9 protein-coding genes are annotated in these 14,661 nt (G+C 45.5%); 7 read left to right on the forward strand and 2 right to left on the reverse strand.

The window, feature by feature from the left end:
- The first annotated feature begins 44 nt into the window (after positions 1-44).
- From QUA02_RS11450 to QUA02_RS11480, 7 genes are all read left to right on the forward strand, one after another.
- Entirely contained in the window at positions 45-584 is a 540-nt protein-coding gene (locus tag QUA02_RS11450; protein WP_333027684.1) for a sll1618 family protein, read from the forward strand.
- A gap of 147 nt (positions 585-731) precedes the next feature.
- A complete protein-coding gene (locus tag QUA02_RS11455; RefSeq protein ID WP_445305163.1) occupies positions 732-1,583 on the forward strand; it encodes an ABC transporter permease in 852 nt (283 codons plus the stop codon).
- A gap of 134 nt (positions 1,584-1,717) precedes the next feature.
- Positions 1,718-3,127: an ABC transporter ATP-binding protein gene (locus tag QUA02_RS11460; protein ID WP_333027686.1), complete on the forward strand. Its 1,410-nt coding sequence runs from the start codon at positions 1,718-1,720 to the stop codon at positions 3,125-3,127.
- A gap of 15 nt (positions 3,128-3,142) precedes the next feature.
- Positions 3,143-4,663, forward strand: a complete 1,521-nt coding sequence (locus QUA02_RS11465; RefSeq protein ID WP_333027688.1) for a class I SAM-dependent methyltransferase — start codon at positions 3,143-3,145, stop codon at positions 4,661-4,663.
- A 42-nt stretch (positions 4,664-4,705) separates the two neighbouring features.
- On the forward strand, positions 4,706-10,063 hold the full coding sequence (locus QUA02_RS11470; protein ID WP_333027690.1) for a glycosyltransferase: 5,358 nt from the start codon (positions 4,706-4,708) through the stop codon (positions 10,061-10,063).
- A 139-nt stretch (positions 10,064-10,202) separates the two neighbouring features.
- Entirely contained in the window at positions 10,203-10,931 is a 729-nt protein-coding gene (locus QUA02_RS11475) for a class I SAM-dependent methyltransferase (protein ID WP_333027693.1), read from the forward strand.
- Positions 10,932-11,124: 193 nt separating this feature from the next.
- Positions 11,125-12,405: a glycosyltransferase family 4 protein gene (locus QUA02_RS11480; protein ID WP_333027695.1), complete on the forward strand. Its 1,281-nt coding sequence runs from the start codon at positions 11,125-11,127 to the stop codon at positions 12,403-12,405.
- 334 nt (positions 12,406-12,739) lie between these two features.
- Here QUA02_RS11480 and QUA02_RS11485 read toward each other — a convergent pair whose 3' ends face one another.
- Positions 12,740-13,291 (reverse strand): DUF3124 domain-containing protein, encoded by a 552-nt coding sequence (locus QUA02_RS11485; protein ID WP_333027697.1) that lies wholly within the window; start codon positions 13,289-13,291, stop codon positions 12,740-12,742.
- Between the two features lie 78 nt (positions 13,292-13,369).
- Positions 13,370-14,650, reverse strand: a complete 1,281-nt coding sequence (locus tag QUA02_RS11490; protein WP_333027700.1) for a sensor histidine kinase — start codon at positions 14,648-14,650, stop codon at positions 13,370-13,372.
- Positions 14,651-14,661 lie beyond the last annotated feature (11 nt).

The following is a 14,661-nucleotide window of genomic DNA, read 5'->3' on the forward strand; positions in this document are numbered from 1 at the left end:
TGTTTACAATTGTTAGCAGAATCTTTACAATTATTGAGCTCGTTATGAGTATTCCATCTTCTTTATTAGCATCGGAAAGCATAACTTTTGAGGGGGCGATCGAGCTGACTCAATCTTTATTGTCCCAAATTGAGGCCGATCGACTTTCACAGCCTCTTATCGAGCAAGCTGTGGCTTCTCTGGTGAAAACACAGAACGGCGCTAGGGGGTTTTTTGTTACTTATCTGACGGACGATCGACAGGAGGCAGATCGACCGTCACCCGGAGTAGTCGAGGCGCTGCGATCGGCTCCTGAGATCGTAGCAGAACTGCTGGTGAAAAATTTGGCGATGTCGGCGGCAATGGCCGTGTATCATTCGCGCCATCAAAGCGAGGAAATGGCGGCCGGTTCTGCTAGAGTGCAGGAGCGATCGCGCAATTTAATTCAAATGCTGCAAATGCCCGCCTGTCAAACTATAGCGTCGCAAATGCTAGCAAGTTTGCAGAGTGCCAACGGCGAGTATGAGGAATTTTTCCAGCGGTGGGGCTACGACAGCGAGCAAAAACTAGCGATCGGTTCGGCAGTGCGGGGTGCGATCGGCTAAAATAACATCCTTCGCCAGAGTGACAGATGCTTGATCAAAGCGGCGGGGCTGTGGAATAATTGCGGTTTAGCAAAAGCTGCACAATTGTAGCTTGAGTTGATTTAGGTGTGAAGGTAGTGAACGAGGGCGAAAAAATTGCTGAGAACGGTGAAAGGAGTTGCCCAAAAAGCCCGAAGGGCGGGCGGCAGGCTGCCCGGAAGTACGCCCCGGCGCTGGGCGAAGCTGAATCTGCTGGCAACATTGGTGCGCCGGGACTTGGAAGCTCAATACAAAGGCTCGATTCTGGGCAATTTCTGGCCGCTGCTGAATCAGCTATCGCAATTGGTGATTTACACATACGTATTTTCGATCGTCCTCAAGGTAAAACTCAGCCTTGCAGGCTTCCCGGAAAACAGCGACATTACATTTGGAGTCTGGCTGTTTGCAGGTTTGCTGCCTTGGAGTGCCTTCACCAGCGGTTTGATCAAGTCGGGAGTATCGGTGGTGGGGCAGCCGAATTTAGTCAAAAAAGTGGTATTTCCCCTCGGTTTGCTGCCGCTAGTACCGATTTTTACAGCTTTTATTGAAAGTTCTCTTGGTCTAGCAGCTTTGATTGTCATAGTGGCAGTGTCCTCGCAAAAGCTCAACGCTACTTTATGCTTGCTGCCGCTGGTTTGGGTTCCTCAGTTGCTGCTGACAGCGGGTTTGGGATATTTGACAGCGGGCTTGACGGTGTTTTTGCGAGACATTCCTCAGACATTAGGTGTTATTCTAAATTTTTGGTTTTATTTGACGCCGATCGTCTATCCAGCATCAATCATCCCCGAAGAGTGGCGAGCGTGGATATTTTGGCTGAATCCAATGGCCGCCATCTCGGAGGTTTATCGAGACCTCATACTGCTTGGAGAAGTCAAGCACTGGGGCGAATGGGGTGTCGCCACGCTCATTTCTGCTGCTATATTTTGTGCAGGTTTGGCGGTTTACCGGCGTTTGCGTCCCGCTTTTGCTGACGTGCTGTAAATTTGTTTTAGATATCAAGTCAATCTAAAATCTAAAATCCAAAATCTAAAATCGATGGTGGTGTAAATATGTTTTAGATATAAAGTCAATCTAAAATCTAAAATCTAAAATCTAAAATCGATTGACTGCTGCAAATGACAGAAAATGTAATTTCACTAAAAAATGTTTCCAAATGTTTTAAGCGGTACGATCGTCCAGGAGACCGCTTAAAGGAAATTATTTACCCCCGCAAAAAACTTGCTGACGAATTTTGGGCTCTCCACGACATCAATCTGGAAATTCCTCAAGGACAAACTCTGGGAATTGTCGGTCGCAACGGTTCGGGAAAAAGCACTCTTTTGCAAATAATTGTGGGGACGCTGACGCCTACCGCAGGAAGCGTCGATGTTAAAGGGCGAGTCTCCGCTTTGTTGGAACTCGGAAGCGGGTTTAACCCGGAATTTACCGGGCGGCAAAATGTGTTTTTTAACGCTCAATTACTGGGATTCAATCAAAAAGAAACTGAACAAAAGTTTGACGATATAGCTGCTTTTGCTGATATTGGAGATTTTATCGACCAGCCAGTCAAGACTTATTCTAGCGGTATGTTTGTCAGGCTGGCTTTTGCCGTCGCGACTAGCGTCGAGCCGGATATTTTGGTGGTTGACGAGGCGCTATCGGTGGGCGACGAAGCTTTTCAGCGCAAGTGTTTTGCTCGATTGCAAAGCATTCAGGAAGGTGGCGGAACGATTTTATTTGTTTCTCACGCTGCTACTTCTGTGGTGCAACTTTGTACGTCGGCGATTTTAATGGATAGCGGAGAATTGCTGCTCGCTCACACGCCGAAGGTGGTAATTTCTAAGTATCAAAAGCTGATTTATGCCGATCCGGATCAAGTTCTGGGGTTGAAGTCAGATATTCGAGCCCTGAACCAACTGACAAAACAGGAAAGTCAAGACAAACTTCAGGATGCTAATTTAGAAAGCACAAAGAGGGAAGTTAAACCCGAGCAACATCTCTCCAAACCCAAGGAATATTATGATGAATTTTACGATCCGGGGATGATACCCTCGAATACGGTGAGGTATCCGTCTCGCGGAGCGGAAATTATCAACCCCCGCATCGAGACGCTGAAGGGAAATCTGGTAAATCACTTGATCGGCCGTCAAGATTATATTTACACTTACTCTGTCACTTTCTCGCGGTCAACTTCCAAAGTTAGATTTGGAATGTTGATTAAAACGATTAGCGGTTTTGAGTTGGCTGGTGCTTCTTTGAAGGCTTCTACTCAGTCAGTTCGGTATGTGGAAGCGGGAACGACAATTGTAGTGAAGTTTCAGTTTAAATGTTTGCTGAATCCGGGGGTTTATTTTTTGAATGCGGGGGTTGTGGGAACGGTTGATGGGGATTTAACTTATCTCGATCGCTGCGTTGATGTGGCGATGTTTAGAGTTCAGTCTTGTACTGAGTCTTGCGGTAACGGCATCGTTGACTTGCTGATCGAACCGTGTTTAACTGTTAATGCTGATTCTCTGGTGAAAGAGCAGTCAACCGAGGTTATCTAAAATTCTGTAAAAACAATGAGCGATATCAATTTAGATTTACTCGAAAATCCCGTAATCAAAGCATTTATTCAAGATCGAGCTAAGTTTCCCGAAGCTTTTAAACGGAATATCTGCGAAGACGATGAAATGTATTTGTTCAGCTTGAACAACGTCAAAGACGATCGCGATCGGGCTTTCGTGCGCTATTATGCGATCGGACGCCGCATCCTCGATACCGTTAAACAAGTTGTGGATTGGCATTTTGGGAGTTTTGAAAATGTACCGTCTTTTCTAGATTTTGCCTGCGGTTACGGTCGATTTACGCGGTTTTTGATTCAGGAAATGCCGCCGGAAAAAATTTGGGTTTCTGATATTTATGCTAACGCGGTCAAGTTTCAAACTGAATACTTGGGAGTCAGCGGTATTGTCTCGACGGGAAAACCAGAAAATTATTTAATTGACCGAAAGTTTGACTGCATTCTGGCTAATTCTTTTTTCAGCCATATGCCGGAAAGAACTTTTACGAGTTGGCTGCAAAATTTGTACGATTTGTTGACTCCAGACGGGATTTTGATGTTCAGTGTTCACGACGAGAGTCTGCTGGAATCTCACGTAGAAATGCCGGCAAAAGGAATTCTGTTTAGCGCCGATAGCGAAAGTCAGTCTTTAGACAAGGAAGAATACGGCACAACTTATGTAACGGAAAAGTTTGTTAGAGAAATTGTCGATAGAGTTAGTGGCGGCAAAGCATTTGTGCATCGAATTGAAAAAGGCATATGCAGGTTTCAGGATTTGTATGTGGTTACAAATCAACTGAATAGAGAATTTTCTAGTTTGAAATTCACTCACCACCCGGAAGGATATGTTGATGTTGCTGCTTTAACTACTAAGGATAATTTGTATCTGGAAGGGTGGGCTGCCGATGTGAACGAGGAGGGCCGCATTGAGGAGGTGCAAGTGCTGGTAAACGGCGAATTAGTAGAGAAATGCGAGCCTTTTTACAATAGGTCGGATGTGGCTGGATATTTTAAAACAGATGCTGCTTTGCAGTCTGGTTGGCGCTGTTATTTACCGAAAAACACTGTGACGCCACAGGATGTGTTAATAGTTAAAGCAATCAATAACTACGGTGCGGAGTGGATTATGGAAACTTGCACTGTGAAATCGCTGCTGAGCCAAAGGCAATCGCAGTCTCTTTTGGGGTCTACTCAGACTAAAATCCAACTAATGGAGACTCAGTTAGCTTCGGCTAAAATAGAATGGGAGCAAAGTCAAAGTAAGTTAATGATTACTCAAAGTAAGTTGGAAGAATCTCAAACGCATTTGCAAGAAACTCAAAGTCAATTAATTTCAGTTCACACGCAGTTGGAGCAAACTCAAAATCAATTAGTATCTGTGCAAATGCAGTTGGAGAAAACCGAAAATCAGCTAATTAATGTCAAGCAAGAACTAGAGCAAGCGAACTGTCGGGTTTTGGCAATGGAAAGCAGCAAGTTCTGGAAGCTGAGAACCGCGTGGTTTCAAGTCAGGCGGTCGCTGGGCTTAGCGGGAGAGTAGCGAGTAAATTTGGTGTGGGAATTAGGGGGAGGGAGAGAAATTGTGAGTACAAATGACAGCAAACCGTCGGTTTTTATTGTTACGGGAATGCACCGTTCCGGTACGTCTTTAACAGCTTCTTTGTTTCAGGAAGTCGGGGTTGATATTGGCAAAAAGTTAGTGGGCCCGGCTGACGGAAATGTGAAAGGTCATTTCGAGAATGTTGATTTTGTGGAGTTTCACAAAAGTGTTTTGCGATCGCACGGTATTGATGAACTCGGCTGTACGTTTGAAAAAACGATTCCGGTAGCAGCAGAATACGTGGAAATCGCCAAACGGGCGATCGACCAAAATCAACAAACTCACAAACATTGGGGCTGGAAAGACCCCCGAACAGCCCTTTTTTGGGATTTTTGGCTGAATTTGCTCCCTGAAGCTAATTTTATCTGTGTTTATCGATCGCCCTGGGAAGTAGTCGATTCCCTGTACCGCCGGGGAACCGATGTCAGCTTGCTGCAAAATCCCGAAATGGCAGTAAAAATGTGGATTCACTACAATCAAAAAGTCTTAGAACTTTACGAACGTTTTCCCGATCGCTGTCTGCTAGCAAACGTTTACCCGATCGGCAACACTCCCGAACTTTTCATCGAGCGAGTCAACGACAAATTTAATGTTAATTTAGGTGCGATACCGGGCGACAATTTTGAAGAATCTTTATTAGTCAACGATATTGTCAAAAGTCACAGACCGAGTTTAATAGAAGAATATTTTCCCGAAGCATTAGAAATTTATCAATTTTTGGAAACCCAAGCAGGAAATCTGAGCAGCGAATCGAAATTCGCGATCGATCGAGTGATTCATTTCCCAGCATCTCCAGTCTGGCCTTTTGAAGATTGGCTAAAAATCCGCTTGCTGGAAAAACAGCAAAAAAACAGCAATTCCGAAGTCAAACAGTGGCAAGAACAATTTCACCACGCTCAGGCGAAAGTGTTGGGATTAGAGACAAAATTAGGCGAAACTCAAGTACAGCTTGCAGGGAAAGAATCAAATTTTCAAGAAGCTTTAGCAAAACTGCTCGGATTAGAAACAGAATTGGGGCAAACTCAGGTACAGCTTGCCGGTCAAGAATCGCAATTTCAAGAAGCTTTAACAAAAGTCTTGGAGTTAGAAACAGAATTAGGGGAAACTCAAGTACAGCTTGCCGGCAAAGAAGCGCAATTTCAAGAAGCTTTAGCGAAACTCCTCGGATTAGAAACAGAATTAGGACAAACTCAGGTACAGCTTGCAGGCAAAGAAGCGCAATTTCAAACAGCTTTAGCGAAAGTCTTGGAATTAGAAGCAAAATTAGGGAAAACCCAGGTACAATTTGAAGAAAAAGAATTTAAATTAGACCAAAAGTTAGCTGAGTTATTGTGGTTGGAAACAGTACAAAGTCAAACTCAGGAAAAATTAAAGGAAACTCTGGAAGATTTAGAACAATCGCGCCATGAAACAGAAAGATTCCAGGCAGAAATTGCTGCAATCAAGTCTTCTGGCTGGTGGCAAATAAAAGAACAATGGTCGATTGTTCAGCACATAATTCGCGACTTGTTCCCTAAATTTATTTTTTCGTTAGACCAACCCACTACTTGGCAAGTTTGCGATTCCAAACTGCTAATTGCGGGCTGGGTTTTTAACACAAAAAGACAGATAAAAGCAGTCAGAGCCAGAATTGAGAATAAGAGTTTCTCGGCTGTTTACGGGAGAGAAAGAAACGATATAGCGCCCGCAAAATCTAATATTACCGCTGCAAAAAACTCTGGTTTTACAATTGAATTGGAAGCGCCTGCGGGCCGCCACAAAGTGCTGCTGGAAGCGCAAGACGAGCGAGGTAAATGGCACCTTTTGGCCGCTTATCCGCTGTTAGTTTCAACGATTCAAGCATCGTTAGATGTACCAGTGGTCTGGGAACAGCGTCAGGGTCAAATTGTGTTTGCAGGTTGGTGCTGTCACCACGATCGCAAAATTGCTAAATTAAGCCTTTTGTGCGGCGATACTTCTGTAGAATGCGCCTACGGTTTGCGGCGAAAAGATGTCGGCGAAGTGTTTCCCGACTGGGTTAACAGTTCGGAAAGTGGCTTTGAGGCCCTTGTCGATTTGCCTCCTGGTGAATGGCACGTTTCTCTGCAAGCTGAGTTAGAAAGCGGGGAAATTTTGTATTTTCAAGCGCCAAAAAAATTGACCGTGCGGCGCTACCATATCTGGCAGCGAAGTGCGGATAAATTTGAGGAGTTGTCGAATTTGATAGAGGCAATCCGGCAGCGGGCGAGGGAGAGAAAACAGCGTCTCGGCAGAATTGTGCCGATGCCTTGGGAAATTGTCAGGGTGATTCGCCAGTTGGGGAAGATTTATCGGCAGCAAAAACAGTTTACTGCGCCGGGAGATTTGCTGCCGCCTGCGGGTTTTGTCGTGCCTAAACCTATTGACAGGTATGACGCTTGGCTGGAGGTGAATCAGTGGAACGATCGCGCGCGCAATTATTTGATTTCTAGGTTAAAATCCTGCCGGGAACCGCTGCCAAAAATCTCGGTGGTGATGCCAGTTTACAATCCGCAGATAGATTTTCTTGAAAGTGCGATCGCTAGCGTGCTCAATCAAGTTTATCCAAACTGGGAACTCTGCATTGCCGACGATTGCAGCACCGAATTCACTGTTGCTGAAAATTTGAAAAACTGGGTCCAAAAGGACGATCGTATCCGCATCACATTTCGTACAGAAAACGGCAACATCAGCGCAGCAACCAACAGCGCCGCCGCCCTCGCAACAGGCGACATCATCCTGTTTTTAGACAACGACGACGAACTCACCCCCGACGCATTAGGCGAAGTCGCCTTATATTTTGCCGCGCATCCAGCAACCGATTTTCTCTACTCAGACGACGACAAAATCGACACCAAAGGTCGCAGATTCGCCCCGCAATTTAAACCGGAATGGTCGCCGGAACTGCTGCTTTCCTATATGTATCTCGGTCATTTGTGCGCCGTAAAAAAACACATTTTTGAACAAATAGGCGGTTTGCGACTAGGTTTGGAAGGCTCGCAAGATTACGATTTTGCCTTGAGAGCAACCGAAATTTCTCGCCACGTCGCGCACCTCCCGCTAGTGCTGTATCACTGGCGAACCGCACCCGGTTCTACAGCCATATCTGGGGCCGCGAAACCCGCCAGTTTTGCCGCAGGTCAAAAAGCCATTCAAGACGCACTAAACCGCCGAAAAATTAACGGCAATGTCGCTCAGCACGCATGGGCGATCCAAGAAAATCTGGGCATATTTGCCCAGGATTTCCCGGATAACGGCCCGTCAGTAACGGTAATTATTCCTACTAAAAATCAGCTAAAATTGCTGAAAGCCTGTCTGGATTCTCTAGAAACTACAACATACAAAAATTATCAAGTTGCCGTCATCGACAACGAAAGCGACGATCCGAAAACTCTGGAATATTTAAAGCAATTAACTTGCCAAGTTTTGCGGATCAAAAATCCTGACGGCAAGTTTAGTTTTGCAGCAATTAACAACCGCGCTGCCGAACAAGTTGATAGCGAATATGTATTGTTTTTGAACAACGATACTGAAGTAATTAACCCGCGCTGGCTGAGTCAAATGGTGGGATACGCTCAAATTCCCGCTGTCGGTGCAGTCGGCGCCAGGCTTTTATATCCCGACGGCAGAATTCAGCACGCGGGCATAATTCACGGGCTGCATCACGGTTTGGCGGGTCACGCTTTTAAGCTGATGAACAAGGATAATCGAGGCTATCTTTCTCAAGCGATGGTAACGCGAAATTATTCTGCGGTAACAGCCGCTTGCACGATTACTCCGCGTCAATTGTTCTTAGAATTGGGCGGTTTTGATGAGGAAAATTTTGCTGTTGCTTACAATGATGCAGATTACGGATACCGACTGTTAGAACTGGGTTATCGGTGCGTATATTGTCCCGATGCGGAATTGTTGCACAAAGAGGGAACTTCTAGGGGTTTTACCGACAATCCTCAAGAAGTGGCGGCTTTTAGACGCAAGTATGCGGGAAAAAATGACAGTTTTTACAGTCCTCACTTGTCTTTAGAAGATGAGTATTTTCATATTCAACCCCGACGGGTTTTTATGAAGGAAGAAGGTTCGGCAACGGATTTTGTAAAGGATGTAACGGATGTAACGGATGTAACCAATAAGGAAGAAGTAAAATTTAATAATTCTGGTTTGTTGGTAGCAAAAGCAGAGAATTTGATTCATCCTGTTAGAGTTTTGATGTGCAGCAATTCGCTGGATTTCACTGGTGCGCCGCTGCATCAGTACGAAATTGCGGTGAAGTTGGCGGCTGAGGGTGCGATTGTGCCGATCGTACTTTGCACAACAGACGGGCCCCTGCGTCAAGCTTACGAACAGCAGGGAATTGAAGTAATTGTGCGCGACAATCCTCTCGAACACATCTACCAGCGCGATGCTTATGATGAAGCCATCCGCAGTTTTAGCACAGAAATTGCTAGTTTAAAAGTAGATGCAATTTATGCCAATACTTTAGAAAACTTTTTTGTAGTTGATGCGGCGTCGCAAATCGGAATTCCGGCGGTGTGGAACGTGCACGAAAGCGAACCTTGGCAAACTTATTTTAACAGGTTTGGTTCGGAGATTGCGGCGAGAGCTTTAGAGTGTTTTCGCTTTCCTTACAAGGTAATTTTTGTGGCAGATGCAACGCGAGATAGGTATTTGCCTCTCAACAGCCACCACAATTTTACGGTGATTCACAACGGCTTAGATTTGAGCAAACTGGAAAATTCGGAGAATTCTGAATTGGCTAGAAAAAGTTTAGGTGTTGCAGCGGAAGATGTGGTTATTTTGCTACTGGGAACGGTATGCGAACGCAAAGGACAGCAGGATTTAGTTAAGGCACTTTCACTTTTGCCTGACAAATGGCACAATAAAATTAGGTGTTTTATTGTGGGCGATCGCCCGAGTATTTACAGCAATAAATTAGCCGAGTTGGTGGGGGAATTGCCAGAAGAGTTGCGGCAAAGGGTGACAGTAGTCCCGGAAACTGGAGAGACGGGAAAATATTACAAAGCGGCTGATATTTTTGTTTGCACTTCTCGCGTCGAAAGTTTTCCGAGAGTGATTTTGGAGGCGATGGCGTGCGATTTGCCAATTGTTACCTCGCCGGTTTTTGGGATTAAAGAACAAGTGCGGCCTGGAATTAACGGTTTGTTTTATACGCCCGATCGTCCGGACGAATTAGTTGCAGCTTTGATTAGTTTATTGGAGGATAAATCATTGCGACAGCAGTTAGCTGGAAATGCTAAATATGTCTTGGATTCACTCAATACTTTTGAGGAAATGACTCAAGCTTATGCAGATATTTTCTGCGAAGCATATTTCAGCAGTCATTAATCATGGGGCATGGGGCATGGGGCATGGGGCATGGGGCATGGGCATTCGTAATTGCTAATTGGTAGAACAGGGGAACGAGAAACGAAGACTTGCGGAACATATTGAAAATTGAGCCATCAATACTATAAAATAATCAAAAATGAACGATAAAAAAATGACCGATCGCCCAAGAGTAGATTATGAAAGGGCATGGGACAGTTACGCCCAACAGTGGCAAAAAACTAATGCCGAACTTGCCCATATTGGCGACGAATGGATAGGTAAAGCTGCCGGTGCAGCCAACTCCTTAGCCGAATACGAAGCGCTGATAGAACAGCAATTTATTGCACCCTACATCAAAAAAGAACATAGGGTTTTAGAAATTGGTATCGGCGGCGGAAAAACCGGTTCGCTGCTGCTGAAATATTGCGATCGACTAATTTGTGCCGACATTTCCAGTCAAATGCTGCAAGCCGCCCGATCGCGCTTGGGAGACGATCGCGTTTCTTACGTCAAACTCGACGGTTTAACATTAGACGGCATCGCTCCAGGTTCAGCCGATGTCTGCTTTTGTTACGATACAATGGTACACGTAGAGTCGGTAGATATATTCAACTACCTGACTCGAATTCCCAAACTGCTGCGGGGCGATCGAATTTGCGTGTTTCACCACACAAATATTTTTAGCGAATTAGGGTGGCAAAAATTCGCCAGCGAGTGGGACAAAAACTTGCTAGGGCACAGAGACGGCACAGCATTTTCAGTTATGACTGATACAATTATGGAAAAATTTCTCAACCATTTAAACTATCAAATCATCCTGAAAAATACATCTTCCGTACCGCGAGATTGCGTCTGGATCTGCAAAGCACCAACCCCCAATGAATAAAACCAAAGCTTTTTAGCCACATCAAAATATTTTATTCCAACTAACAACAGTCAACAGTCAACAGACAACAGTCAACAGTCAACAGACAACAGTCAACAGTCAACAGACAACAGTCAACAGTCAACAGTCAACAGACAACAGTCAACAGTCAACAGTCAACAGTCAACAGTCAACAGTCAACAGACAACTGACAATGAAAGCATTATTTCTCCATCCCAACTTCCCCGCCCAATACCGCCACATTATCACGGCTTTAGGCGAAAATCCCAAAAATCAAATTGTTTTCGGCACTAAAAACGAGCGTCCCGAATGGAACATTCCCGGCGTTCGCAAAGCAGCATTTACACCCAGCCGCGAACCCCACCCGCAGACTCACCAATACGTCCGCCCTTTAGAAAGTGCCGTCATCTACGGACAAGCCGTATTTAGAATGGCAGAACAACTCAAAGCCGATGGTTTTGTACCCGATATTATCTGCGGACATTCCGGTTGGGGACCGACATTGTTTGTCAAAGAAGCCTTTCCAAATACGCCGCTTTTGTGTTATTTTGAGTGGTTTTATCATGCTATTGGTTCCGACGCAGATTTTGACCCAGCGGAACCTTTAACAGTTGACGACATGGCTCGAATTAGAATTAAAAATGCGCCGATTCTGATCGATTTATACTCTTGCGATTGGGGTTTGTCGCCCACTTATTGGCAGCGATCGCAATTTCCGCCAGAATTACAACAAAAATTATCCACACTCCACGACGGCGTAGATACAGATTACTTCAAACCAGACCCCGGTGCTAAACTGGTTTTGCCCAACTTAGACTTGTCTGGCGTTGATGAAATTGTCACCTACGTATCTCGCGGAATGGAACCTTACCGCGGCTTTCCAGAGTTTATTGAGTCGATCGCCTATTTGCAAGAACGCCGCCCCAACTGTCACGTTGTAATTGTCGGTTCAGAAAGAGTTTGTTACGGTCGTTCTTTACCCAACGGCGAGTCTTACAAAGACCATATGCTCAAAAAAGTGCCGCTAGATTTGTCGCGAGTTCACTTTGTCGGCCCCCTACCTTACGGACTGTATTTAAAAGTAATTCAAGCATCCGACGTACACGTTTATTTAACCCGACCTTTCGTGTTATCTTGGTCGATGATTGAATCTCTATCCACAGGATGTTTAGTAATCGGTTCCGACACCGGGCCGGTGAGAGAAGTGATCCGGGATGGAGAAAACGGTTTGCTAGTCGATTACTTCTCGCCGAAACAAATAGCCGATCGCATTGATGAAGTTTTAGACCATCCTACCCGCATGGCAGAAATTCGCGTCAAAGCCCGTCAAACGGCATTAGAACGATATAGTTTAGCTAAAATGCTACCGCAACATTTACAACTGATCGAGCAAGTAGCCAATCGTTCCATGCCGCCTACAGTTGGTATGGAACCAGAACGGGAATTAGCAGCCTCTTTTGCAGTGAGAATGTAGCAATAAAGTTGGTCAGGAGGAAAGCCCTCGTCACAACCTCTCCTGTGCCGTGTAGTCGCACAGGAACACCCACTATCCTTCGATCCGGGTAGGGACACGGCAGTGCCGTGTCCCTACTACTTCATAAACCTGCAATACGCTGTATAACCCACAGCCAGGAAACGGCAGTGCCGTTTCCCTACAATTAATCCGGGTAGGGAAACGGCACTGCCGTTTCCTCTGTGTCATCAGGAGTGCAACCGCAATTAATATTAAATATTTTGACAGCAGTCCGTCAATCCCTTCTAGGCTAGTCGAAAACTACTTTCTAGAGCAATAATCTAATCCTCTAAAATCACTTCTGCATCCTGTGTTGCTTGAGAACTTTAGCGGGACTGACAAATGAAATGCCCTGAGAAAAAGAGGTACTAATCATGACAGCTTCAATGACAGGCTCATAAACCGTTTTCTCTGCAACCCACTCCACAATAAAGTTGGCACCTGAGCCTCCACTTGTATCATTTGCTGCAATGAAAAAGTTTGTGGAAGCAAGCGGCTTGAGTTCTACAGGACTCTTAATATCCTGCCTAATCAATTGCCCATCGGTATCGTAGTAACGCACAGAAGTGATAATAATCGAATTTGTCAGATCCGTATTGCGAATACTGAGCGTGGCTGACAATTCCATCACATCATCCTGGCTATTGTAGTGATAAATATGCGAGTAAATAGGGACATATACGGTTTGTCCCATCACAACTTTTGTTTTATCTAACGTGACCGATCGCAGTGAGGTTTCACGTTTTGTATCAGGTTGTTGCCTTTGTGAGGTAGTTTGCTCAGAACAAGAGGTAATGACGATCGCGGCGATCGCCCAACCAACCCAGAAATCATGTTTCAGCTTCATCGGCATTCATCCAAATACACCACATACATTGCAGTTACGTCTAAAGCAGAGTGCACCTTCTCTCTCGTTTGAGGCGGCTTAGTCATAAGGTTTGAGCGGCAGTCCAATCTGAAACGTTGAGCCTTTGCCCACTTCACTCGTCACATGAATTTTTCCACCATGAGCCTGGACAATCTGTTGGACGATCGCTAACCCTAGTCCAAATCCACCACTATCGAGCGATCGCTCAGTGTCCACCCGATAGAAGCGATCGAAAATATAGGGTAAGTCCGCTTCTGAAATACCGATTCCCGTATCGATTATCTGAATCACTGCCAAATTGGAATGAAGAACTAGGCGTATCTTTACAGTGCCGCCAACGGGAGTATATTTACAGGCATTGTAAAGCAAGTTTTCGACTACTTGCCGCAGCAGATCGGGGTCGGCCAATAATTCAATCCGCTGTGCCGGTGATTCGCAGGTAAGTTTGATATTTTGGGGTTCTGCAAGTGCGACAAACTGGGTTGCTAAATTGCTCAGCAACTCGTTGAGATTGATTAACTTGAGTGATTCCGGCGCAAGTCGCCCTTGATGACGAGCCAACAGCAGTAAATTATTCACCAGCGCTCCCATTGATTTTGCGCTATCTACAATGTTTTCTAAGGGAGGATGGTAACGCGAATCATCAGCCGCGATGAGCAACCCAAGCTGGGCATTAGTGAGAATGGCAGAGAGGGGCGATCGCAACTCGTGAGAGGCATCGGCTGTGAACCGTTGAAGCTGTTGATAGGCTTGCCGAATCGGTTGCATGGCCAGCCCGCTGAGAAACCAACCTGTGAGGGCAATTAAGCCCAGTGTCAGCGGGACAGCGAGAGTTAGCACAATCTGAAGCTCAGTGAGCCTGTTTTGAGTTTCTGTCAAGGGAGTTGCAACCTGAAGATAGCCAAGCACCCCGGTTCTGCCTTCGACTGGTAATGTCACCTGACGCAGCCAGATCCCTTTTCCCAAAAGTGGGTCAGTCGATCGAACTGTGAGATAACCAAAGGACGTATTTAACTGCTCTGAAGGAGCACTCCCAAAAAAACGAACTAGCAGCCCTTGCGCGTTATACCACCGCACGTAAATCAGGTCTTCAGCAAGGGGATGCGAACCACTACCTAACAAGGGGACATGACTCAAATCGACCTGGTTCTGGTTGTGGCGAACTTCATAATACACGCTGGCAGCCATGATTCTGCTTTTGTCATAGAGCAGTAGGTCAAGGGCTTCTAGTTTATCTTTTACCTCAATTTGGTAAATCACCCCCGCAAACAGCACGAGAATGCTTCCCATCGAGAGGGTGAACCAACGAGCCAAATTGCGACGACTTTGATTGAACACGGCTTGCTTTT

The organism is Microcoleus pseudofavosus SVA1_A4 (genome assembly GCF_036700565.1).
GTDB lineage: Bacteria > Cyanobacteriota > Cyanobacteriia > Cyanobacteriales > Microcoleaceae > Microcoleus.